The 24,389-nt window shown below is 67.2% G+C and carries 19 protein-coding genes; 9 read left to right on the top strand and 10 right to left on the bottom strand.

Annotation, left to right across the window (positions count from 1 at the left end):
* Positions 1-14 precede the first annotated feature (14 nt).
* On the bottom strand, positions 15-749 hold the full coding sequence (locus KIP79_RS15450; RefSeq protein WP_214105483.1) for an HAD family hydrolase: 735 nt from the start codon (positions 747-749) through the stop codon (positions 15-17).
* A gap of 201 nt (positions 750-950) precedes the next feature.
* Between KIP79_RS15450 and KIP79_RS15445 the strand changes: the two genes are divergently transcribed.
* Positions 951-1,274, top strand: coding sequence for a DMT family transporter (locus KIP79_RS15445; RefSeq protein ID WP_214105482.1), 324 nt, complete (start codon positions 951-953; stop codon positions 1,272-1,274).
* Positions 1,275-1,288: 14 nt separating this feature from the next.
* On the top strand, positions 1,289-1,603 hold the full coding sequence (locus KIP79_RS15440; protein WP_214105481.1) for a DUF952 domain-containing protein: 315 nt from the start codon (positions 1,289-1,291) through the stop codon (positions 1,601-1,603).
* Here the strand turns inward: KIP79_RS15440 and KIP79_RS15435 are convergent.
* Entirely contained in the window at positions 1,600-2,313 is a 714-nt protein-coding gene (locus KIP79_RS15435; RefSeq protein WP_214105480.1) for a DUF2786 domain-containing protein, read from the bottom strand. The two genes, KIP79_RS15440 and KIP79_RS15435, sit on opposite strands and share 4 nt — an antisense overlap.
* Before the next feature lie 153 nt (positions 2,314-2,466).
* Here KIP79_RS15435 and KIP79_RS15430 point away from each other — a divergent pair, with 153 nt between their 5' ends.
* A complete protein-coding gene (locus tag KIP79_RS15430) occupies positions 2,467-2,850 on the top strand; it encodes a hypothetical protein (RefSeq protein ID WP_214105479.1) in 384 nt (127 codons plus the stop codon).
* A gap of 167 nt (positions 2,851-3,017) precedes the next feature.
* Positions 3,018-3,467 (top strand): hypothetical protein, encoded by a 450-nt coding sequence (locus KIP79_RS15425; RefSeq protein ID WP_214105478.1) that lies wholly within the window; start codon positions 3,018-3,020, stop codon positions 3,465-3,467.
* A gap of 1,058 nt (positions 3,468-4,525) precedes the next feature.
* Here KIP79_RS15425 and KIP79_RS15420 read toward each other — a convergent pair.
* Complete coding sequence (locus KIP79_RS15420) at positions 4,526-4,813, bottom strand: aquaporin (RefSeq protein WP_214105477.1); 288 nt, start codon at positions 4,811-4,813, stop codon at positions 4,526-4,528.
* 453 nt (positions 4,814-5,266) lie between these two features.
* Between KIP79_RS15420 and KIP79_RS15415 the strand changes: the two genes are divergently transcribed.
* Together KIP79_RS15415 and KIP79_RS15410 are read left to right on the top strand one after the other, a co-directional pair.
* Entirely contained in the window at positions 5,267-12,424 is a 7,158-nt protein-coding gene (locus tag KIP79_RS15415) for a LamG-like jellyroll fold domain-containing protein (protein WP_214105476.1), read from the top strand.
* Positions 12,425-12,427: 3 nt separating this feature from the next.
* Entirely contained in the window at positions 12,428-12,736 is a 309-nt protein-coding gene (locus tag KIP79_RS15410; RefSeq protein WP_214105475.1) for a hypothetical protein, read from the top strand.
* Positions 12,737-13,306: 570 nt separating this feature from the next.
* Here KIP79_RS15410 and KIP79_RS15405 read toward each other — a convergent pair.
* From KIP79_RS15405 to KIP79_RS15375, 7 genes are all read right to left on the bottom strand, one after another.
* A complete protein-coding gene (locus KIP79_RS15405) occupies positions 13,307-14,542 on the bottom strand; it encodes an iron-containing alcohol dehydrogenase (RefSeq protein ID WP_214105474.1) in 1,236 nt (411 codons plus the stop codon).
* A 124-nt stretch (positions 14,543-14,666) separates the two neighbouring features.
* A complete protein-coding gene (locus KIP79_RS15400; RefSeq protein ID WP_214105536.1) occupies positions 14,667-16,127 on the bottom strand; it encodes an NAD-dependent succinate-semialdehyde dehydrogenase in 1,461 nt (486 codons plus the stop codon).
* Between the two features lie 239 nt (positions 16,128-16,366).
* Entirely contained in the window at positions 16,367-17,443 is a 1,077-nt protein-coding gene (locus KIP79_RS15395) for an ABC transporter ATP-binding protein (RefSeq protein WP_214105473.1), read from the bottom strand.
* Positions 17,443-18,510, bottom strand: a complete 1,068-nt coding sequence (locus KIP79_RS15390; RefSeq protein ID WP_214105472.1) for an ABC transporter ATP-binding protein — start codon at positions 18,508-18,510, stop codon at positions 17,443-17,445. Before KIP79_RS15390 ends, KIP79_RS15395 begins: the two co-directional genes overlap by 1 nt.
* The gene (locus tag KIP79_RS15385; RefSeq protein ID WP_214105471.1) at positions 18,510-19,421 is read right to left on the bottom strand and encodes a carbohydrate ABC transporter permease; all 912 of its coding nucleotides are present in this window, start codon (positions 19,419-19,421) and stop codon (positions 18,510-18,512) included. Before KIP79_RS15385 ends, KIP79_RS15390 begins: the two co-directional genes overlap by 1 nt.
* Positions 19,421-20,266, bottom strand: coding sequence for a carbohydrate ABC transporter permease (locus KIP79_RS15380; protein WP_214105470.1), 846 nt, complete (start codon positions 20,264-20,266; stop codon positions 19,421-19,423). Before KIP79_RS15380 ends, KIP79_RS15385 begins: the two co-directional genes overlap by 1 nt.
* Before the next feature lie 101 nt (positions 20,267-20,367).
* Complete coding sequence (locus KIP79_RS15375) at positions 20,368-21,741, bottom strand: extracellular solute-binding protein (protein ID WP_214105469.1); 1,374 nt, start codon at positions 21,739-21,741, stop codon at positions 20,368-20,370.
* Positions 21,742-22,139: 398 nt separating this feature from the next.
* Here KIP79_RS15375 and KIP79_RS15370 point away from each other — a divergent pair, with 398 nt between their 5' ends.
* From KIP79_RS15370 to KIP79_RS15360, 3 genes are all read left to right on the top strand, one after another.
* Positions 22,140-22,883: a GntR family transcriptional regulator gene (locus KIP79_RS15370; protein ID WP_214105468.1), complete on the top strand. Its 744-nt coding sequence runs from the start codon at positions 22,140-22,142 to the stop codon at positions 22,881-22,883.
* 81 nt (positions 22,884-22,964) lie between these two features.
* Entirely contained in the window at positions 22,965-23,534 is a 570-nt protein-coding gene (locus KIP79_RS15365; RefSeq protein ID WP_214105467.1) for a DJ-1/PfpI family protein, read from the top strand.
* A gap of 22 nt (positions 23,535-23,556) precedes the next feature.
* Entirely contained in the window at positions 23,557-24,375 is an 819-nt protein-coding gene (locus KIP79_RS15360) for an alpha/beta fold hydrolase (RefSeq protein WP_214105466.1), read from the top strand.
* The last annotated feature ends 14 nt before the right edge of the window (positions 24,376-24,389 follow it).

Below are 24,389 nucleotides of genomic sequence, written 5' to 3'. Positions count from 1 at the left end.
GTGTGGCCGGCGGGTCAGGCGTGGCCCGCCAGGCAGGCCTGCCGTTCCGGCTTGGCGTGCGGGGGGATGACGGCGGGCAGGTCGGCGAGGGTGCGGATGGCGGGGATGCCGGGCGGGGGAGTGGCGGAGCCGTACCGGTCCAGCCAGATGCCGAGCATGCCGACGCGGGTGGGGCCGATGGCGTCCAGGTTGAGGTTGTCGCCGACGAGGGCGACCTCGTTGGCGGCCAGGCCGAGTTTGGCGGCGGCCGCCAGGTAGCACTCGGCGGAGGGCTTGAAGTTGCCGCCGAGGGAGTCGGGGGTGAGGACGGGGTCCATGCGGTCCAGCAGGCCGAGGCGGCGGAGTTTGGCCTCCTGCTGCATGGGCTGGCCGTTGGTGAGCACGCCGAGGGTCAGGCCGGAGCCGGTGTAGGCGTCCATGACGGTGTAGGCGTCGGGGAAGGCCTCCCAGGCGGCTTCGTACGCGGTGAGGAAGTCGGCGTAGGCGTCGTCCAGGTCGGCGGGTTCGGCCAGGCCCATCTGGCGGCAGTAGTCGCGCAGGCGGCGGCGGCGCTGTTCGCCGAAGGAGCATTCGCCGTGGTGCCAGGCGGGCAGGTGTTTGTCCTCCAGGCGCAGCCACAGGGCCGGGCCTTCGCCGAGGAGCGGGTGGCAGGGGGCCAGTGCCGCCGTCCAGGCCGTCACCGCGTGCGCCACCGCCGAGCGGTGGTCGAAGAGGGTTTCGTCCAGGTCGAAAAGGATGGCCCTGATCATGTGTGCCATCCTCGGGAATGCCTATTACAGCGGGGTTTCCGCGATGTGAAACTGGAAACCATGTCGCCTTGGCGGATGTGAAACCGGAATCGGGGTCGCCTTCGCGGCATATGGGATGGTTTCAGGCCCCCTGAGGTTTGCGGCAGACGCGCCACCACTACCCTGGTGACGCGCACCACCATGCTCGACAGGGGAGTAGCCATGGCGTGGATCCTGCTGGCCGCCGCGATCGCCTGCGAGGTCATGGCGACCACCGCTCTCAAACTCAGCGACGGGTTCGCGCACAAGGGCTGGTCGGTGCTGGTGGTGATCGGCTACATCGCCTCCTTCGCGCTGCTGGCGCGGGCCTTGAAGCTGCAGATGCCGGTCGGGGTGGCGTACGCGGTGTGGGCGGGCATCGGGACGGCGGCCGTCGCCGCGATCGGGACACTGTTCCTCGGAGAGGGCATGAACCTGCTGAAGGCGGGCGGCATCGCGCTGATCATCGGCGGGGTGGTGGTACTGAACCTCGCCGGTGCGCACTGACTACAGTCGCGGGTGTGATCGTACATCTGGCTCTGGCCGCCGACTGGGCGCAGGCGCGGCGGCTGGGCGAATACCGGGTTTCCACGCTGGGACGGACGCTGGAGGAGGAGGGGTTCATCCACGCCTCCACCGGCCCGGGGCAGGCGGCCGGTGTGGCGGAGCGTTACTACGGCGGGGTGAGCGAACCGCTGGTGCTGCTACACATTTCCGAGGAACTGCTGGGCTGCCCGGTCGTCTATGAGACCCCGCCCGGCGCCGAGGAGTCCTATCCGCACATTTACGGGCCCATCCCGGTCGCGGCGGTGACCGCGGTCACCCCCTGGCCCTAGCCGCGCAGCTGGCGGCGGCGGCCGTCGGCCATCCGCGGTCGTTCCAGGTCGGCGGCGTCGCCGGCCGCCCGGCCGTCCTCCCAGCCCGACCAGTCACGCAGCCGCCGCCGTGACCCGCGTCTGGCGTCGGGATACAGGTCGGCGTAGACGCGCGCCACCTGCGTACGGCGGTCCACCAGCACCAGTTCCGCCGACCGGCCGCCTTCCGATGCTGTGGCGGCGGCCTGGCGGGCGGCGGCGCGCAGACGTTCGCAGACCCGGATGGTGAATCCGGCCATCCAGCCCTTGCGGAAGCCCACCACCGCCGATCCCGCCGGCACGGCGGCCCGGACCGCGCCGGAGGCCATCTGCAGGCTCAGCGAGGTGTACAGCAGTTCCACCGCCGCCAGGTCGCTGGTGAACCCGATCACCTCCACCAGGGACTCGCTCGCGGACCTGCGATAGACGGCGCGGCAGCGCAGGGCTTCGGCGACGCCGGCCAGCAGAGCCCGCCGGTCGGCCTGGTACGGGTTTCCCACGCGGACGGCCAGCCGTTCGATCTGGTCCTCGAGCTGGCCGGTGTCGGCGAGCATGGCCTGCTGGATGCCGTGGGCGGCCATCACCGCGTACGCCTTCTCCAGGTAGACGGCGGCCTCGACCGGGTCGGTGCCCGGGTGCTCGGCCACGGCCAGCAGTTTGCGTACCAGGTCCAGCTTCCGCTCGGGAATCACCCGCCCACCCTAAGGGGGTGTGGCGTGGCGGGAGGCACCCGCCAACGGGGGGCCAATAATCGCCCAATATGCGCCGGGGGAGCGGCTGGCCGCCACCGGCGGCGGGGCTGGAGGCGGCAGGCTGGCGGCAGGAGTGATCGATAGGAGAGGGCCGTGCCGCGAATGGCTTCCAACATCGTCAGGTCGGGTGGGCTCACCGCCGCGCTGGCCGCCTGCTGTATCGCGGCGGGGGCGGTCGCGGCGGGGGCGGTCGCGGCGGGCACCGCACGAGCGGTTCCGCCGCCACCGTCGTCGCTGGCCCGGCCGGTGGCTTCGCCTTCGTCGTCCGTGCCTCCGCACGGGGGGCCGCCGCGGCCTTCGGTGTGGCCGGCCGGGGTGAAGCCGGTCGCCAACACGGGGCGGCTGAACCGGGTCCGGCAGGAGCGCGAGGCCGAGTTGTCGCGGATGGCGGCCGATCTGCTCCGGGCGCTCAAGACGCAGGCGAAGCGGGAGATCGAAAAGAAGTTCCGCGAGTTCCAGCTGAAGTTCGGCGGCTGAGACCACTGGTTTGCCAGTGGGGCCCGCAAGCTGTAGGGCGGGTTCCCCTGGCCTCGGTGTCCCCGGTGCTCTTCCGCGACTACGCCAAGGCTAACTTGACATAATGTACATTATCGAGCATTAAAGATTGCGTACCTGGATGCGGCGCAAACCCGTACGATCGCCGGATGAGCACACTCGTGACGGTCATCCTGGTCGTCGTGTTGGTGGTTTCCGTCGTGCCGGTGGCGTTCATCATCGTGGGGATGTCGCAGTCGGGCGCCCGCCAGCGCGCACGCCTCGCGCAACGGACACCGAACCCGATGCCGATGCCGCCGGACGTGCAGGAGCAGGCGCGGGACCTGTACCTGACCAACATCCAGGCCAACAAGGTCGAGGCACTCAGACTGATCCGCGCCCACACCGGAGTCGGCCTCCGAGAAGCCCAGATGATCGCCAACGCCCTGGCCGCCGGCCTTCCCATGCCCGGCGGACGGGCCGGCCAGCTCAACGACGACCTGGCCACCCGCGCCCGCGCACTCAAAGCGGCCGGCCGCACCGAGCAGGCCGTTTTCCTGGTCCGCGGCGAAACCGGAATGGACCAGTCCGCGGCGGAAGCATTCATCGACGCGCTCTGACGCCACCGTTCCGCGCGCCTCCAGACCCAATTCCCCCTTTTCACCTGATACCAGACAGAAGCTGGATTCTGTCAGGTATGGCATTGGTTTCAAATACGCCCACCAGCGCCCCACTGAACGGCACCTGCTGGAGCACCTGCGCGCCAACACATCCTCCTGGGGGAAACGCTCGCCATGTCAGCGCGCACATCGCGGAAGAACCATCCAGATAGGTGTCGTCTGGCATCGAGTGCAAGGCCCATTCGCTCCGCCGCGAACAGTATGAGATCGACTTCGTCGGATTTGACCAATTCGCTGATCTTCAGCGGGCATGAAGAGAGGATTCCTCGGCCGTAAGGCTCTCCCCCGGTCCTGTCGGGCTCGCACTCGGTTCGAGACCTCCTGAGCCTGTATCGAGGCGATCAGCATGGATCCGGAATGCGGCCAAGCCCATCGTCATCTGGGGGTTGTAACAGGCAGAGGGCCGCGGCTAGACCCCTAACAGGTCATAAACCTGGCGGAAAGTACGCACCTGTCCCCCACCATCAGCAGCCTCGGTACCGCCCCTCCCCCGACACCATCCCGCCAGCCGGGTGTGGCGGGCCGACGACGACGACTGGCTGCGTGACCGGTTTCCACCCGCGCGTCCCCCGGATCTCACCCGGATCGGCGTGGAGTTGGCCAGTCTCGGCATCACACTGGTCTCGGACGCCACTCCCGTCCGTTCGTACGAGACGATCGGCGCGCTCGCTGGAGCGGTGCGCGACGGCACTAGTGTCCTGAGTCAGTAATTCGCCTATCGTTCTTGGCTATGGGACGTCCGGGACCGAAGATCGAGCCGCTGCATCTGGCCGAGCGCGAGCGGGCTGAGCTTGAGCGGTGGGTACGGCGGCGCAAGGGCGCCCAGGACATGGCCTTACGGGCCCGGCTGATCCTGGCCTGTGATGCGATCGGCGAGGACGGCCTACCCGTATCCACCAAGGTGGTCGCCGAGGAGATCGGGGTATCGACCAACACATCGTCCTCCACCACAAACCCGTCTGACCGCTCCACACGGTTCTGGACGCTGTGCCTTCGGATCAGTCGGCGCCCCATCGCCACGTCGGCCGCACTCGGGAAACAGTCCACGCAGGCGTCGTTGATCCGGTAGTAGCCGGGTTGAAGTGCGCGCCGGAGACCGGGCCGAGCACCATGATCAACACCGCGAGTCCGAACACGGTCGCGTTGGAGTTGGCCAGCAGTTGCAGGCCCACTTGGCCCGGGGTCAGGGATTGCGCCATGATGCCCGAGCCGACCACCACGGCCACAAGCAAGCCTGTGCCCAGGAACTCCGCTGCTGCTCGCCGCGCCAGGCCGATCGCGATCACGGCGCGCCCGAAACCGTCGCAGCGAGTGGTTGAGGTTCGAGCACGTCCGACAGGCCGTGTCCCTCACCGGTTCGCCCTCAGCCGGCTGTCGTTGGGCCGTTGCGCGATTGTTAGATTCCTTACTTTGCTCGGTCAGATCGTTGCGGACGTGCGGATACGTTCTGCATGATCGCCCTGCGTGAACGGACTAGCACTGTTCCGCTCCTGTTGCAGAAGACCCTTAGCGCACACAATCACCTCTATAGTCCTTTTGTCCGCTTCGTCCAGATGGGAGCGGCCGACTACGGGGTGAGTGCGCGCATGGTGAGATCTCGGGGTTCCGCTCTTGTGCTGTCCGGGTTGGTGACGCTGGCTGTGCTGGCCGCCGGTGTCGGGGTTCCGACTCTGGCGGATCCGGCGAGAGCGGAGCGGGTCGGGGCTTCTCCCGCTGATCCGGTGGTTCCCGCTCGCGCGGTGCCGGCTGTCCAGATCCCGCCGGGGGCTGAGGACCGGCAGGTTCCGGCACGGGCGGCCCGCCCGGTGTGGCCGAAGGCCGGTAGCGCCGAGTTGGACATCCCCGCCGATGGCGAATCGGTGGCCGCGGGTGACCTCCCGATACGGGTCGGGTCGGCGAAGGCGGCCAAAGAGAAGGCAGCGGAGAAGGCGGCGGACGGGCCGAAGACCGTGCGTGTGCAGGCTTTCGACGATGGCGTGGCCCGCCGGATGGGCGGGGTCGGCCTCGCGATGAAGATTACGCGGCGAGACGGTCAGGCCAAGACCGGTCCGGTGAGTGTGATTGTGGACTACTCGGGTTTCAGCGCCGCCTATGGTCCCGGGTTCGGGTCGCGGCTGACCTTGCGTCGTCTGCCGGGGTGCGCGGCCGCGGCTGAACCCGCCGCCGACTGCAAGTTCGACGCACCGCTGATGATTCCCGTGGTGAATGACATCAAGGCGAAGACGCTCACTGCGGTGGTGGAGGCCGCGCCGGAGGCCGATGCCGCCGTGTACACGGTCGCGGTCGCGGCGGCGGCCTCCTCCGGTCTGGGCGGCGACTTCGCCGCCACGGATCTGAAGCCGTCCGGTACCTGGCAGGTGGGCGCCTCCGGGGGTGCGTTCACCTATTCGTACCCGATTCCGGCCGCGCCGGGCCCGTCGGGCAGCGCCCCCCAGTTGTCCGTCGACTACAACTCCTCCTCGGTGGACTCGCTCACCAACAGCACCAACAACCAGGCCGGATGGGTGGGTGTCGGCTGGGAGCTGTCGGGCGGGTTCATCGAGCGCAGGTTCTCCCGATGCTGGCTGAAGCTGCCGGACAACAGTGAGACGCCTCAGCTGTGCTGGAACATCAACGACGACCTGACGTTGTCGGTCGGTGGGCGTTCCTCCCGCATCGTCAAGGTGGCCGGAGTCTGGCGGACGGTGGAGGACTTCGGGTGGAAGATCGAGCAGGTCGAGACCGGCGGTCAGGCCAGTGCCCCCTACTGGCAGATCACCACCCAGGACGGGACACGGTACCGGTTCGGCTACCACCGGGACTCCTCCTTGCAGGTCCCCTTCCTGGGCTCCCGCGCCGGGGACCCGTGCGCCAACAAATACAACGCGTCCCCGCCGGCCAACAAGTTCTGCTACGCCCCGTGGCGGTGGATGCTCGACCAGGAAATCGACCCCAACGGGAACGTGATCGACTACACCTACGCGCGGGAGACCAACCGATACTGCCTGGCCGCCTTATGGAGCACCTGCCGTCAGACCGGCTACAACCTCGACTACGACCGCGGCGGCTACTTCGCCCAGATCAGCTACGGCGCCAACACCAACATGGCCGGTTCGCAGCCGACCGGGCGGCTGACGTTCACCGTGGAGAACCGGCCCGCCGATGCAACCTCCGACATCCCGTCCTGGCTGCTGGGATGCGATTCATCGGAGGAGTTCTGCTTCGCCTCCGCCGACGGGCCGACCTTCTACATCACCAAACGGCTGAAGTCGGTGCTGAACCAGGCGTGGAACTCCTCCGGCGAGGTCTGGGACGATGTCACCCGGCTCGACTTCGGCTACAAGATGATCGACACCGGTCCCTCCGATAGCGGCGAGTGGACCAACTCGGTGCTGTGGCTGGACAGCATCACCCGAGTGGGCCTGGCCGGAAACGGCCCGGACATCGCGCTGCCCAAGGTCACCTTCGATGCGGTGCAGCTGGTCAACGACAAGGACGAGCAGCTGGCCCGCTTTCCCCGCATCGCCGCGGTGGGCAACGAGATGGGCGGCCGGACCGAGGTCTCCTACGGCCGCCCCAGCGGCTGCAACCTCCACTACCGGTCACTGGCGACCACCCGCGACAAGGCGGGCTTCGACTGCTACTGGGTCTATGCCGGCGAGGGCGTCGACCCCTCCACCGAGGACACCTACTACCACGGCGAGATCTTCAACAAGTGGCAGGTGATCAGAACCATCGACAAGGACCTGGTCGCAGCCTCCCCCGACATGGTGACCAATTACGAGTACGTCGGAACCCCCGCCTGGGCCCAGCCCGTCGCCTTCGACGAGAACGTCGCCGGTTCCTACGACGTGCCCCGCCCGTACTGCGGCTTCCCGCCCGGCTTCCCGTTCCCGTGCTCGGACTGGCAGAACACCTGGACCGAATGGCGCGGCTATCCCACCGTCCGCACGGTACGCGGCAGCGGCAGCGACCCCTCCCAGTACAGCGTGACCACGACCACGTTCTACCGCGGCCTGTATGAGGACAAACTCGCCAACGGCACCCCCAAGAACACCACCGTCACCGACTTCGAAGGAAACACCACCAACGACCACCGCGTCCTGGCCGGCCGGGCGCTTCAGCAGCAGACCTGGCGTGCCACCGGCTACACCGCACCCTCGCCGACCTGCCAGTTCGCGGCCTGGTCCCCGACCACAAGCTACAGTTTCCTCTTCCGAGTTTCCTCCGACGGGCACGACTGGCTGGCCTTGCAGGACAGCACCAACCGGCGCCCGGCCACCAACCCGGCCTACTGGAGGGACCTGGGCGCCTGCCCCATCTACGGCTCTGGAACCTCAGGTTTCGTCGAAGAGGCGGGCACCCGCTCTGAGTACACCATCGTGGCGACCGGTGACGGCCCTGGCGTCGCCGATCCCCGCCAGATCAACCAGACTCGCAAGGTTGCCCGGGAGAAGGTGACCGCCGGCTGGCGCTACACCGAGGCCGCCACCACCTACAACGCCGACGGCCTGCCGATCAAGGTCAACGACTACGGCGAACGCGGGGTGGCCGCCGACAACACCTGCACCGCCACCACCTACGCCCGCAACACCTCCGGCGGCGCATGGATGATCTCCTACCCGGCCGCCGTGGAACGTCGCGCGGGCGATGACTGCACGGCGGGGACCTTGCTCGGGAGGACCGTCACTTTGTATGACGGCGCCACCAGTGAGGCGGCCAACGCGCCCACGCGCGGCAATGCGACCGAGACCCGCACTTACATCAGCGGCAGCGACTTCACCACCGTCAAGGCTGGCTACGACGGCTACGGCCGGAGTGTGTCCTCCACCGACCCGCTGAACAAAATCACCACCACCGCCTACAGCCCCGCAATCGGGCTGCCGGTGGGCGGGGTGAGCGTGACCAACCCGCTTGGCCACGTGGTCACCACTTGGCAAGCAGCCTGGGGCGGCGTCGTGGGCGCCCGTGACGCTGACAACCGCGACACCAACATCGATTACGACGCGCTCGGCCGTGCCGTGGCGCTGTGGACTCCGGCCCAGCCCAAGACCGGCGGTGTCGCGGCGACCACGGTCGACTACACCATCCCGGTCAACGCCAGCGGCGCGGTAAACGGCCCTGCCCGCACCATGGTGTCCACCCTGCAGTCCGGCAATACGTACCTCGCCAGCTATTCCTACGACGACGGGTTTGGCCGTTCGCGCGAGACCCAGGTCGCCTCCCCGTCCGGCGGGCGGGTCGTGACCGCCACCACCTATGACGGCCGCGGGCTCACCGTCACCACCGGCGGCCCGGCCTACAACGGCGCTGCGCCGGGCAGCGGCCTGCTCAACGCCGCCCCCACCACGTTCCCGCAGTGGACCAAGAACGTGACCGACGGGCTGGGCCGCACCACCGCGACCGTGGAGATGACCGCCGCCACCGAACTGCGCCGTACCAGCACCGCCTATTTCGGCGACCGGACCGAGGTGACCCCGCCGACCGGCGGCAAGACCGTCTCCTACACCGACGTGGACGGGCAGGTCACGAAGGTGGAGGAGTGGAAGGACGCCACCACTCACCACGATGCCCTCTACGAATATGACGTGAACGGCGCGCTGACCAAGCAGACCGACGCAAGCGGCAATATTCGCGCCTTCACCTACGATCTGCTCGGCCGCCGTATCGCCGCCCACGACCCGGACGCTGGGGACTCCAGTCAGGGTTTCGACGCGGCCGGTCGGCTGCTGTGGTCCATCGACGGTAACGGGGACAAGACCTCCTACACGCACGACGATTTGGGCCGCCAAACCGCGCTATGGGCGGGCGAGGTCGGCGCTGGCACCAAGCTGGCCGAATGGGTATACGACACCCTCTCCAAGGGAGAGCTAACCTCCGCCACCCGTTTCACCGGCGGCCAGCCCTACACCGACACGGTGACCGGATATGACGTGATGGGCCGTCCGACAGGCTCAACCATAACCATTCCCTCTAGCGAAGGACTGCTTGCCGGGTCCTATACCTTCACCAACGCCTACAACACCGCCGGCCAACTCGTCGACTACAGCATGCCCGCCGCGGGCGGCCTGCCCGCTGAGACGATCACCTCCAGCTACACCCCGCTCGGATTACCCGACCGGCTGGCCTCCCCACTGGGCACCTATGTCGATGCAACCTCTTACACCTCCACCCGTCTCCTCTCCCAGCGCAGCTACGGAACGGGAGGCAAGATCCGGCGCACTTTGGAGTGGGACAACGGGACCGGCTGGCTCAACCGTGTCGCCACCCAAACCGGCGCGGACACCGCCAGCCCAATCACGGTCGCCGATGACCGCTATACCTACGACGTCTCCGGGGAGATCACCCGTATTCTGGACGCGGCCTCGGCCGTCACCGGCAGTCCCGGCCAGTCCGAATGCTTCACCTATGATGGCCTGCACCGCCTGTCGGCCGCCTTCACCACTACCGCAGCCTCCTGCACTGCTGGCCCGGACGGTCTGGGCATCGACCCCTACAACCAGACCTTCGCCTACGACGGTGTCGGCAACCTCACCACGCTGACCAACGGCGATCAGACCGCCACCTACGCTTATCCCGTCGCCGGTGTCTCTGCGGTGCGGCCGAACGCGGTCACCTCCATCACCCGTACCACCCCGCCAACCGAGTCCGCGGCCCAGCGAACCGTTCCCCTCGGTCCGCATCACCTGGCCAGACAGAATGCCAAACCCGCCCAAGATAGCGGCGAGACCACCGGCCGGTCTGCAGAGCTGGCCCCGTCCGAAGGCGCGTTACCGGCGGGTGCGCAATCGGCCCCGCTCATGTTGCAGGTCTCCCCGGAGCTGGTCGCCGCCTACGGTATGGACGAAGGCACCGGCACCGGCATCGCCGACAGTTCCGGCCTGGCCAACCACGGCACCGCGAGCAACACCACCTGGGTGCCCGGCAAGTACGGGCAGGCGCTGGACTTCAACGGCAGTTCCAGCTGGGTCACCGTGGCCGATGCCGCTTCGCTGGACCTGACCACGGGTATGACCATCGAGGCCTGGGTTAAACCCGATGACAACGCCGGCTACCGCACCCTCATGCAGAAAGAGAACGGCGACAACCTCAGCTACGGGATGTTCACCAGCACCTTCGGTGATCCTCCCAGCGCCTGGATCGTCGACCCGGAGGGTGGTTTCGCCGGTTCGTCCGCAACCTCCACTCTGCCGGTGGGCCAGTGGAGTCACCTGGCCGCCACCTACGACGGCCAGAGCCTGAACGTCTACGTCAACGGCGTCCTGGAGCACGCCGAAGCCGCCGACCTTTCCATCGCCACCGGCTCCGGGGCGCTGCGCATCGGCGGCAGTGGCATCTGGGGGGAATACTTCGACGGCCTGATCGACGAGGTCCGCGTCTACAACTATGCGCTGACCGCTGCACAGATCAGCACCGACATGAACACCCCCATCACCAGCGGCGCGTCCCCCTCCCCCAGTCCCTCCCCGTCACCAAGCCCTTCACCCTCACCGACCCCGTCACCGACCCCGACAACCCCGGACGGCGTCGACACCTACACCTACGACAACGCCGGACAGCTGGCCACCCGCACCGTCGAGGGCAAGGAAGGCACCTTCACCTGGAACGAGCTGGGCCAGCTGGAGAAGGCCAGCATCGACGATGCTGACACCACGATGGTCTACGACGCCGACGGCGAGCGCCTGATCCGCCGCGAACCTGACGGGACTGCTACCCTCTACCTCGGCTCGATGGAAATTCAGGTGGCTGGTGGGCAGATCACCGCCAGCCGCTACTACACCAGCCCGGACGGTGCCACGGTCGCCATGCGCACCACTAGTGATGGCCAGACCGGCGGCATCAAATGGCTGACCAGTGGTCTGCACGGCACCGCCCAAATGGCCATCGACGATGTCAACGGCCAGATCAGCCGCGAACGCTACCTGCCCTTCGGCCACCGCCGCGGCACAGACGACCTGCCCTTCGCCGACCGGGGCTTCCTCGGCAAGATCGAAGACGATTCCACTGACCTGACCTACCTGTCGGCCCGCTACTACGACCCCGGCATCGCCAAATTCATCTCTACTGACCCCCTGCTAGACCTACGCAGACCCCAATGGGCCAACCCCTACGGATATGCGGGAAACAACCCGATCGGCCTGTCCGACCCGTCCGGGCTACGCATCGACGCGGGAAACGCTGCGGCCAACGCAACACTGGGGGAGACCCATCAAGGAAATGGCAAGAAATGGGAGGAGGAACAACGGAGGAAGAGGGCGGCGGCAGCCGCCGAGCGGGCTCGGATCCGGGCTTACTGGGCACGGGTGGCCGCCGAAAGAGCCCTCGCCAGAGCACAGGCGGCGGCCTGGAGGAAAAAGCAGGAACGACTCGAAAACGAAAGCCGACTTGCGAATCAGCGGCGAGAGAAGGCGATCAGGGACGCGCGGATAGCCGCCGGCACCGGTGACGAGGGAACCGCGGTCCCTGATGGTATCCTTGGCGGGCCAATTGATAATGCAATTCTTGAAGTAGCCAGCATCCTGCCTCTGGTACGAGGGCTCAGGGTCGGCGGTGCCGCCGGTGTCGGCGCCAAGAGCATTCCCTGGTCCAGCGGAGCGGTTTCCAAGGCAGCCCAGTCCATCGATGATGGCGCGCTCAGCATCCATGTCCAGTCTCGGAGGCAGGCAGAGGAGCTGCTCCTTGGCAAATTCCAGGGAGCTGGCTATAGAAACGCCACCGGTTTCGACGGGAAGGGTACTAGGCAATATTTCGGATCCAAGGCCGGAACATATCACTGGGATGATCAGCTTGGTGCAGATGGTAGAGTTCTTGGACATGGGATCAACAACGCAGACGGTAATTTCCCTCACCTTCAGATCCACACATTCGAAGACTCCCAGTGGGGTGGATCTATCATCCGCATCTTTTGGGGAGGTTAAGCCATGCGGATCGAGATCGAGAATCGCCTGGTCATGACCAAAGCCGTTGTCTCGGCGCGCCGTGGGGCAAGCTCTATAGATCGATACTCATGGGTGTGGGTCGCGCCATTGCGTGACGGTACCTTCAAGATATCCACGCTCGAGATTCCGAAGCACTTCGTAGATAACGACGTGTGCTTCTTTGAGGAAGATATCGAGAGAATCCATGTGGGCACTGTCGCAGATATCTCCGAAGTGGACGAAGTGGTGAGAATGTCAGGGGTTGACCCTGATGATCTCGATGTCCCTTGGCGAAACGACTTTCCACTCTGAGAGGTTGTTTAATCGTAAGCATTCGCGTCTCGTGCATTTCGAGTTCTGATGATCGCGCTGTGTGATCGTCCTTGCGCGTTAGGGTGGGCCACGGCGGAGTTTGGGGAACGGCGGCACCCACGTGACCTAGAACAGCCCGGATTCGTGAAGCTTGCTGTTCCGATCGACTTCGTCGGATTTGGCCCATTCGCCGATCTTCGGCGGGCATGAAGAGAGGACTCCTCGGCCGTAAGGCTCTCCCCCGGTCCTGTCGGGCTCGCACTCGGTTCGAGACCTCCTGAGCCTGTATCGAGGCGATCAGCATGGATCCGGAATGCGGCCAAGCCCATCGTCATCTGGGGGTTGTAAAGCTGCAGTGACCGCCTTCACAGGCAGAGGGCCACTGCTGGACACCTAGCAGGTCAGACACCTAGCGGAAATACGCACCTCTCCCCCACCAGCAGCCTCGGTACCGCCCTCCCCGACACCATCCCCGCCGGCCGGGTGTGGCGGGCCGACGACTGACTGCTTGACCGGCTCCCGCCCGCGCGATCCCCGGACCTCACCCGGATCGACGCGGAGCTGGCCGGACTATCTCTGCTCCGGAGTCAGGACGTGTCGGGTCCGGTCCCCGATCCAGGCCGCTTCGAGGATCGCGGTCAGGCTGGCGGTGTCGGTCGGGCCTGGATGGTTCTGGATCAAGCGGGTGACGCCACTGGCCATCTCCGCGAAGCGCGGGAGGTCGGCGCGTGCCACGCCGATGTCCGCCAAGGTGGTAGGGATGCCGATGTCGGCAAGGAGCCCGTCGAGCCAGGTGAGGAACGTATCTGCGGCCTCGGCATCCGAGGCGTCGGTCACGTCGAGCCCGCACACCCCGGCGAGGATGGTCAACCGGTCGCCGATGGCATCCCTGGCCGCGTCCAGCGCGTAGGGCAGCAGCAGCCCGACGCCCAGGCCGTGCGGTGTGTGGGTTGCTGCGCCGATGGGGTACTGGAGGGCGTGCGGAGCCGCGTTGCCTGCGTGGGAAAATGCGAGCCCGGCCAGCATGGACCCATAGGACATGTCCGCGCGCGCGTCCTTGTCGCCTCCGTCCTTGACGACACGGGGCAGGCTGCGGGCGATCCGCTTCGCGGCCAGGAGCGCGTAGTGATCGGTGATCGGGTTGCGGCCGAGGAAGACCTGCTCCACCGGGTCGCGCGGTCCGTGGGCCCGGGGTCGCGCGGTGTAGCTCTCCACCGCGTGACAAAATGCGTCGATGCCGGAGTGGGCAGTGACGGTCGCAGGGCAGGTGTAGGTGAGCTCGGGGTCGACGATGGCGAAGTCGGGCACGATGTGGACGCTGGAGACCCCCACCTTCAGCTCGCGGTCCGGGTCGGTCAACACCGAGACGGGCGTGAGCTCGGAGCCGGTGCCTGACGTCGTCGGGACCGCGACGAGAGGAAGCGTCGGCCCCGGCACCTTCGACTCGCCGTAGAAGTCGCGCGGCGTCCCACCGTGGCGCCGGATGACGCCGACGATTTTGGCGAGGTCGATCACCGTTCCACCCCCGATGGCGAGGATTACGTCGGCGTCCATCTCTGCGGCGACCGAGACGGCCAGGGCGACATCGGCGAGTGGCACGTCCGGAGTCGCGTCGGCGAACACCCCGACGACGTCGACCTTCTCCCGCACGGCGGCCACGATCTCGGCCACGCCCGGCTGCCCCAGAAGAACCCGGTCGGTCACGATGAGGACTCGCGAGCCACACTCGGCCACCACTCGTGGGATGTTCTGCGCGACCCCTTCGCCCACTATCAGCTGGCGTGGTCCGCGGACGGTCTCAAGCATGTCAGTGCCTCTCTGGAACGTCGGCGGTGAATGGCCCGGGTCCCGCCCCACGTGTGGAGGCCGGTCAGGTCATGTGTGCACAGGGCGCGGTGATGTTCGGCGGGCACCCGGAGCAGTGGGCCGGTCACGGTAGGTCGATTGCCGCGTAGGTGACGTCGAGGTACTCGAGGATGCCCTCGTGCGACCCCTCTTTGCCGATCCCGGACTGCTTCACGCCTCCGAACGGAGCTGACGGGTCCGAGATCAGACCACGGTTGATGCCGACCATCCCCGTCTCCAGCCCCTCGGTGAACCGGAGCGCCCGCTGGAGGTCACGGGTGAAGACGTATCCGACCAGGCCGTGCTCGGTGTCGTTGGCCTTCGCCATTACCTCGTCGTCGGACGTGAAGGAGATGATCGGCGCCACCGGGCCGAAGATTTCCGCCTCCAGCATCCGCGCGTCTTCGGGCACGTCGACGAGGACCGTAGGCGGGTAGAAGTGGCCCGGCCCATCCGGACGCTTGCCGCCCACCAGGACACGGGCGCCGCGATTGACCGCGTCGGCGACGAGTTCGTCGATCTTGGTGACCGAGGCGTCGTCGATCAACGCCCCGACGTCCACGCCGTCGTCGAGACCATGGCCCACCGAGAGCGCGCCCATCCGCTCGGCGAAGCGCGCCGTGAACTCCTCGCGTACCGGCTCCTCGACGTAGATTCGGTTGGCCGCGATGCAGGACTCCCCGATGTTGCGCATCTTGGCCACCATGGCACCGTCGAGCGCGACGTCCAGGTCCGCGTCGGCACACACGATCAAGGCCGCGTTGCCGCCCAGTTCCATGGAGGTGCGCAGCACGTTGTCGGCCGCCTGTCGTAGCAGCACGCGCCCGACCTCGGTCGACCCGGTGAACGAAAGCTTGCGGGTCCGGCGGTCGGCTAGTAGTGCTGAGACCACCTTGCCGGCACGCTTGGTTGTCACGACGTTGACGACGCCCGGGGGAACGCCGACCTCCTCCATGATGCGGGCCAGGAACAGCATGGTGAGTGGCGTCTGGGCTGCTGGCTTGGTGATCGTCGTGCAGCCCGCCGCCAGCGCAGGAGCGATCTTGCGGGCACCCATGGCCAACGGAAAGTTCCAGGGCGTTACGAAGACGCACGGTCCGACCGGCTTCGGCACGGTGAGGATGCGATATCCACCAGCGGGAGCGGTGTTGTAGCGTCCCTCGACGCGCACCGCCTCCTCGGCGAACCAACGGAAGAACTCGGCGCCGTAGGCCACCTCTCCCCGAGCCTCGGCGAGCGGCTTGCCCATCTCGAGCGTTATCAGCCGGGCGACCTCCTCGGATCGCTCGGTCAGTGCCCGGTACGTCGCGGTCAACAACTCTGACCGTTTCCGCGGCGGGGTCGCCGCCCACTCCGCCATTGCCTTGCTCGCCGCGTCCAGAGCGGCGAGCCCGTCAACGACGTCGGCGTCCGCCACCTCGGCGATGGTCTTGCCGGTGGCCGGGTCCTCGACGACAAAGGTGGCTCCGCCGGCGGCGTCGCGCCAGGCGTCGCCGATCCGGAGCCGCCGGTGCTCGGGGGCCAGGACGTTCATCGGGTCACTCATTGCGTCGCCTCCTGTGATGTTCTTGGTGATGTCCGGCGTGACCTCAGCGATCGCGCCACGCGCGTTGACGAACGGGTCGAAGGTGGCCTTGGCCCTGGCTGCAGGGCGGCGCCCCGCGCCGCCGATCGCCTTTTCGGGCCATGGCTGCTTCAGCGTCGTCAGGCCGTGCTCACCGGTGACGGTCCGCCGAGGCTCGATTGCCACGTGCGGGCGCATGTTGCCGTCGCCGCCCTGCGCGGTTACCTCCCGGCCTCGGACAGCGCCAGCCCGGTGCCCGCATCGAACAGGTGCGCACGGTCCAGGTCGACCGTGACATGCAGCCGCTCGCCCGGCGTACCGGTGACGGTGGGTCGTGCCTTGACCTTGAGGATCTCCGCCCCCACTCGCACGTCGACCACCGTTCGGTCACCGAGCGGCTCAAGGCCGTAGAGCTCGCCCGACAACGACGCGTTCCCACGCTGCTCGACGGACAGGTCCTCTGCGCGCAGGCCCAGCAGCAGCGGACGACCGTCCTCAGCCGTGGTCCAGCGGGGCCGCGGCAGCGTCCAGCCTTCCGCCCCGACCAGACGATCTCCCTCGGCGTGGCAGGCGAGCAGGCTGATCGGCGGGCTCCCGACGAAGCCGGCGACCCACTGGTTGGCCGGACGCTCGTACACCTCGGCCGGCGTTCCGACCTGTTGCACCTTCCCCTCCTTGAGGACCGCGACCTGGTCGGCCATGGACAGGGCCTCGACCTGGTCGTTGGTCACGTAGACGAAGGTTGCTCCGAGGCTCCGGTGGATGCGGGTGAGCTCGGTGCGCATCTCGACGCGGAGCTTGAGGTCGAGGTTCGTCAGCGGCTCGTCCATGAGAAACGCGCGCGGGCTACGGACCAGCGCGCGGGCCAGGGCGACACGCTGCATCTCACCGCCCGACAACTGCGCCGGACGACGCTGCAGCAGTCGTTCGATGTGCAGCAGGTTCGACATCCGCTCGACGGCGGCGGCGATCTCACTCGAAGAACAGCGGCGGGCCCGCAGCGGCGAAGCGATGTTCTCGTACGCCGTGTGTCGCGGGTAGAGGGCGTAGCTCTGGAAGACCATGGCCAGGTCGCGTGCGGCCGGAGTGTCACCGGTCGCGTCCCTCCCGTCCAGATGCACCGACCCGGCGTCAAGTTTCTCAAGGCCGGCGATCGCTCGCAGGGTCGTCGTCTTGCCTGCCCCGGAGGGTCCGAGCACGACGAAGAACGAGCCGTCCGGCACGTCCAGCGTCACCCCGTCCAGGGCCTGGACTTTACCGAAGGACTTGCGCAGCCCGTGCGCTGCCACGGTTCCCATCAGGCCACCAGCTCTTCCGTGCTCACGTCGTAGACCGGCGGGGGCCCACCGGTGTGCCGCAGCCCGACCGGTGCGTCGGCGGCGAAACGGACAGTCGGCGGCATCCGAACCCGTACGTCGCGCCGGCCGTCGTGGTCGACCACGTAGATGATTTCGTCGCCCAGCCACTCCGCCGAGACCACGCGGGCCGGGACCGAACCTTCCGCCCCTGGTTCTGTGACTTCCAGCGCCTCCGGCCGGACGCCTGCGACCAGGCCACGGTCGCGCGGCAGGTTCGGCGGTGGCGTGAGGACCAGGCCGCTCTTACTGCGCAGCTTCCCGTCGGCCACCTCCACCTCAATCAGGTTCATCGGCGGGGAGCCGATGAACGCGGCGCAGAAAAGACTCGCCGGACGGTCGTAGACTTCCAGCGGCGTGCCGATCTGCTCGACGCGGCCCTTGTTGAGGATGGCGATTCTGTGACCGAGCGACATCGCCTCGACTTGGTCGTGGGTGACGTAGACCATCGTCGTCCCCAGCTCCCCCTGCAGGTGCTTGATCTCCGTGCGCATGTCCGCCCTCAGCTCCGCGTCCAGATTGGTGAGAGGTTCGTCCATGAGGAATGCGCGCGGTCGTCGCACCAGGGCGCGAGCAAGCGCGACGCGCTGCTGCTCCCCGCCGGACAGCCGGTGCGGTCGCCGGTCCAGGAGCGGACCAAGCCGCATCAGCCGGGCGGCCTCGTCGACCCGCTCGTGCACCTCCGTCTTGGGCAGTCCCTCGGCCCGCAGTGGGAACGCCAGGTTGTCGCGGGTTTTCAGATGCGGGTAGAGAGCGTAGAACTGGAACACCATGGCGATGTCGCGCTCGGCGGGCGGCAGGTCGTTGACCAGCGTGTCGCCGATGCGGATGTCGCCCGTCGTCTGCCTCTCCAGGCCGGCTATGGCCCGCAGCGTGGTCGTCTTGCCGCAACCCGAAGGGCCGAGCATCACGAACAGCTCGCCGTCGCCGATGGACAGGTCTACGTGATCAACTGCGACCGTCCCGTCCGGGTAGCGCTTGTGCAGGGCGGTCACCTCGATGCCCGCCATCAGCGTCGCACCGCCCCGAGCGTCACACCGGCGATGAGGTGCTTGCGCACCAGGTAGGCGAAGACGAGTACCGGTAGGGCGAATACTACGGAGGCGGCGGCCACGAGACCCCAGTCCACGGTGGTTCCACCAATGAGGCCGGCGATGGCGGGTGGGGCCGTCCGCACGCTGTCGCCGGAGGTAAGGAAGATGGCGAACACGAACTCGTTCCACGAGAAGATGAGTGCGAAGACGGCTGTCGCGGCGATGCCGGGCAGGAGCAGGGGAAGGGTGAATCGCCGGAACGCCTGCAAGCGGGTGTAGCCGTCGAGCATGGCGGCGTCCTCGTACTCTGCGGGCACCTCGTCGACGAACCCCTTCATCATCCAGATCGTGAACGGGACGTTGAACGCGGTGTAGATGAGGATCAGGCCGAGCTTGGTGTCGATGAGTCCGAGTTGGCGGTACATGAGGAAGATCGGGATCACGACCACCACGGGCGGCATGAAGCGGGTGGACAGGATGAAGAACAGTTGGTCCTTCTTGGCCTTCACGGCGAAGCGTGAGTAGGCCCAGGCCGCCGGGACTCCCAGCACGGTGGCCAGCACCGTGGAGATCCCGGCGACCACGACGGAGTTGAGGAACGAGACGGACAGGGACGAGCGACCGCCGCCGGAGGAGAAGAACACGTCCTTGAAATGGTCCAGAGTGACCTTGAAGTCGAAGAACTTGGCCGGGATGGCGTAGACGTCCCGGTTCTCCTTGATGGACGTCTCGATCATCCACAGCACCGGAAAGAGCATCACGACGGCCAGCACGGTCAGCAGCGCGACCTCCAGCACGGAGCGGCCCCGGCCGCCGAAGCGGCGCGCGCGGGGCGTGCGATCCCGGACAGGACCGGTGGACGCGGCCTCGTCGACGGAGACGGCCATCAGTCCTCCTTGAGCTTGTTTAGGTAGCGCAGGTAGAGCTGCGTGAGGACGATGACGATGAGGACCATGAGGATCCCGTACGCTGAGGCGGTTCCGGTGTTGAAGCCCAGGAACGCGACCTTGTAGACGTGGAACGACAACGTCTCGGTGGAGACCCCCGGCCCTCCGCTGGTGAGGATGTAGACGAGCTCGAACAGCCGGAAGGCCTCGATGGCCCTGAACAACACGGCAATGAGGAGCAGCGGCCACACCAGCGGAAGAGTGATGGTGCGGAACCGGAACCACTCGGACGCCCGGTCGATCGAGGCGGCCTCGTACAAGTACTTGGGGACCGCGGTAAGGCCGGCAAGTGCGATGAGCATGATGAACGGCGTCCATTGCCAGGTGTCGACCACGATCAGGGAAATCAATGCCGTTTGCTGCCGGGTGAGCCACTCCACCTGCCCCAGGCCGATCGAGCCGAGCATGCTGTTGATCACGCCGAATTGCGCGTCGAGCATGAATCGCCAGAACAGCCCGACCACGACCGGCGACAGCATCATCGGAACCAGGAACAGAGTGGTCAGCAGTCCTCGCCCGTGCGTGCGCCGGGAGATCAGGTAGGCGATGGTGAAACCGAGCACGGTCTGCAGGGTGACCGCGCCGACCACGTAGATCAACGTCGTGAAGGCCCTCAGGTGGACCTGCGCCGAAGTCAGGATGGCGGTGTAGTTCTCGAACCAGACGAAATGGGCGGACCCCCCGCGGGTGGCCGAGTAGTCGGTGAAAGACAGGTACAACGCCCACAACAACGGGAACACCGACATTGCGAGCAACAGCAGCAACGCGGGGGAAATGAATGCCACAGTGAGCCAGCGGTCGCTCAAGCGGCGGGACCAGCCCGGTTCAGGCGGCGTCGCGGACGCCACCTGCCCGGGGTGGTCGGTCGTCAGAGGGACGGGGTCACTCACAGCCCGCCGCCGCCCTTGCTGCCGCTGGAGTCGAGCACGGCCTGCTGCTCCTTGGCGATGTCGTTGAGCGCGTCCTTCGGCGTCTTCGCACCGTTGAGAGCCGCGTTCACGTTGGTGTTCTCAATGTCGACGAGGCGCGCGTACTCGGGCACATTCCACATGTCCCGCATCCGCGGAACCGAGTCGGCGTACACCTTGTTGAACGGCCCGGCATTGAGGAACTCGGGCGACTCCAGGGCGTCCGTACGCGAAGGCACGCCACCGGCCGCGGCCCACTTCTTCTGGATGTCAGCCTGCTGGAACCACTTCATGAAGTTCAGGGCCTCCGCCTGGTTCGCCTCGGAGGAGTAGGCCGACACGTGCATCCCCATGCCGCCGAGAGGCACCAGGTTCGTCTTCTGGCTCGGCAGGGTGGCAAAACCCAGCTTGCCGAGAATCTCCTCCCGCGTGGTGCCGAGTGTCGACTGCTTCGGGTCGAGCAGGCCGCCGCTCGCGGCGATCCAGTTGAACGCGATGCATGCCTTGCCCTGGGCGACCGCCGCGTTCACCTCGTCGATGAACCAGTTGCCTGAGCCCGTGGCGGTCAGCGGCTTCATCTTGTTGACCAGGACGTCCATCGCCTCCTGGCCCGCAGCGTCGTTGAGGACGCCCTCGATCTTGCGCGACTTGGGGTCCCAGAGGTTGCCGCCGTAGACGCCGTTGACCGTGTTGTAGGTTACGGCCGCGGCGTCGGAGCCGTTGGCCTGGTGGAAGGCCAGCCCGCTGACGCCGGGGTTGTCCGCCTGGCACTTCGCGGCGGCTGCGATCATCTCGTCCCAGGTCTGCGGTGGCTTGTCGCCGATCAGGTCCTTGCGGTAGATCATCGTCCAGGTGTCGCCGAGCAGCGGCAGTCCGTACAGGCTGGCGTTTTCGTCGCGCTTCCCGGTCTCCGCCTGGGGGAACTGGCCGTAGGCCGCCAGGAGGTACGGGTTGTAGGCATTGACGTCGATGTTCTGCTTGACGAAGTCGGTGATGTCGAGGATGTTGCCGTTCGTCACGGCCTCGCCGATGTGCTGCGAGTCCAGGATCGGGATGTCGAAGTCGGTCTTGTGCGCTGCGAACTGGGTGAATATCGCGTCGTGCCAGTTCGCGTTCGGCACGGTGTTGACCTTGATGGTCACGTTCGGCCGCTCTTTGGTGTACTCCGCGTTCGCGAAGGCTTCCAGCGCCTGGGCGGGGGGCCACTCGAACCAGATGAAGCTGAGGGTCAGCGGGTCCTTGGTGAGCTCCGGGATGGTCGCCGGTGCCTTGGGGGCGCTCGCGCCGTCCTGGCCGCCGCCGCAAGCCGCCACGGTCGTGGCCACCAACATGGCCGCGGTCGCCAGCTGCACCTTTCGACCGGGAACGGACAGTCGTCCTATTCGCTTTGGATACCGCATCTTCTTGCCTGCTTTCTGGGTGGGGACTTTTGTAGCCTTGCTGCGTGCTTCGCCGAGCAGTTGCTGGGTTCAGGCGTGTTGCCGGCTGTCGCAGGGCTGACCCGCGGACCGGCGTCACGAGTACGCCGCGACGTAATGGGGCTTCAGGCAGTCGAGTAGGACGTCGAGCATGCTCATGGGAGCTCCAACTGAACGAAGCGGAGCGATGGCGGGCGGTTCCCCGATGGGTGAAGGATGGCTGGCATCCGCCACCTTTCCTATACGATCTGATGTGGGGGCGTCAACATCCCGCAGCGTTGCGACCGATGTCAACAGGTTCCCGAAGACGCAAGAAAGGACCTCACGTCACGATGGACGACGAAACGATGATCGCGCGGCGCCGTGGGGCCATGACGGGCGGAATGCCGCCGGGAAGATCTCGCGGCCGCCTTGCCGACGAGGTGTACGACACGCTGCTCGGACAGCTGATGTCGCTACGGATCGAGCCTGGCTCCCGCGTCACGATCGACGTCCTGGCGCGAGAGCTGGGGGTCTCGCAGACGCCGATCCGAGACGCGCTGAACCGCATGGAGGCCGAGGGCCTGGTCGTGCGTGTGCCCCATGCCGGCTATCGCATTCCCCCCCAAATCACCCGTCAACGATTCGAGGACATGCTTGAGCTCCGCCTGCTCCTGGAGCCGGCAGCGGCGCGCAGATCCGCCGAACGCGCATCCTCCAAGCAGGTGGCCGGTCTGCGACGACTGCTGGAGGAGATGGCGGAGCTGGAGGGGGGCACCGGGCCCATGGCCTATGGCGCCTTCGGGCTACGCGACGCCGCTTTTCACGATCTCGTCGCCCTGAGCGCGGAGAACCAGGTCATCCGCGAAGCGCTCGCTCGCCTGCACACGCACGTGCACCTGTTCCGGCTGCACCACGACACCCAGGTCACTCACTTGGCCATGGCCGAGCACGAAGAAGTTCTGGCCGCGATCGCCGCCCGTGATCCCGACGCCGCCGCCTATGCCATGCGTCGGCACATCCTGCGGTCCGGCGAGCGGTTCCGGCGATTGTTCGACGAGGCCAAGGGCGCGGACGGAATGGCGGTAGAGGCTTGACGGGCGGGCTGGACCGAGGAATGCTAACTCAATCGGATCGGATTTGATCCAACTCACCGCCCCAGATGCAAGGAGAAGTAGGTGCCCAGAGCGCTGCTTCTGACCGGCGACGCCGCCGAGGAGCTCGACACCATGTATCCCTACTATCGCGTGCAGGAGGGCGGCTGGGACGTCGACGTCTCGTCACGGACGATGCGTGACGTTCAGCTGGTCATCCACGAGTTCGACCCCAACTGCGACGCCTACGTGGAGAAGAACGGCCGGAAGCTGCCGGTCGACGTGCCCTGGGCCGAGGTCGACGTCGAGCGCTATGACGCCCTCATCATCCCCGGGGGACGCGCCCCCGAGTGGATCCGGGTCGACCCCGACGTCAGGCGCATCACCGAGCACTTCTTCGCGCGCGACCTCCCGATCGCGCTGATATGCCACGGCGCGCAGGTGCCGGCGGTGTACGGGCTGCTGAAGGGCCGGAAGACGGCGTGCTTCCCCCCCATCACCGGCGACATGGAGAACGCGGGCGCGACGGTCATCGACGCCCCCGACGTCGTGGACGGCAACCTCGTCTCCTGCCGCGGGTGGCCCGACATGCCGCAATTCGGCAGGGCGATGATGGAGCTGTTCTCGAAGTCCATCAACTCCGCATCCGCATGAGCACACCTGGCCTGTCCCGGTGATGGCACTTCGGACCGTCACAGTCGACGGCTCCCCCGTCCACGTCCTGGAGAGCGGCACCGGGCCCGCGGTGCTGATGCTGCACGGCTCCGGACCCGGTACGACCGGATCCGGCGCCTGGGCGACGACGGCACAGGCGCTGGGCACGTCCTGGCACCTGGTGGCTCCTGACCAGGCGGGGTTCGGCCGTACACCAGTCCCGGCGGGCTCCAGGGGTGGGCTCCGGCTGTGGACGGAGCAGGCCGCGGGCCTGATGGATGCTCTCGGTGTCGAGTACTACGCCGTGGTGGGCCACTCCATGGGCGGTGCCGTGGCGCTGGCGTTGGCGGCCGCGCGTCCCCGGCAGGTCACCCGTGTCGTGGCGGTCTCGACGATGGGCGCCCCCGGGGCGCCGCTGTCCGCCGAGCTCGACGCGGTCTGGGCCGCCCCCGCCGGCCCGCTCGGGGCACGAGACATGTTGAGTCGCCTCGTCCTCGACCAAGCGCTCGTGACCGAGTCGGCCGTCGCTGCCCGTGCAGCTGCGATGCGAGCGGGGGCGGCCGCATACGCGTCGTTGTTCCCTCCACCTAGGGCACGTTGGGCCGAGGAGCTCACCCTCTCGGCGCAAACGCTGGCAGGGGTCCGCGCGCCCGTGCTGCTCGTCCACGGCGCCGAGGACCGGGTCACCCCGCTCGGGACGGCAGCCCTGCCCCTGCTCGAACACCTGGCCGATGTCCGTCTGCACGTGCTCGGCCGATGCGGGCACGTGCCGGCGCTCGAGCACCCGCACGACTTCAGGCGACTCCTGTCGTGCTTCCTCGGCCGGGAACGAGGTCACTGATTGCTGCGACAGGT

The sequence above is a fragment of the Acrocarpospora catenulata genome, from assembly GCF_018476525.1.
GTDB classification, from domain to species: domain Bacteria; phylum Actinomycetota; class Actinomycetes; order Streptosporangiales; family Streptosporangiaceae; genus Acrocarpospora; species Acrocarpospora catenulata.
Note: the sequence above shows the minus strand (reverse complement) of the source record. Positions and strands in the feature narration are given on the sequence as shown.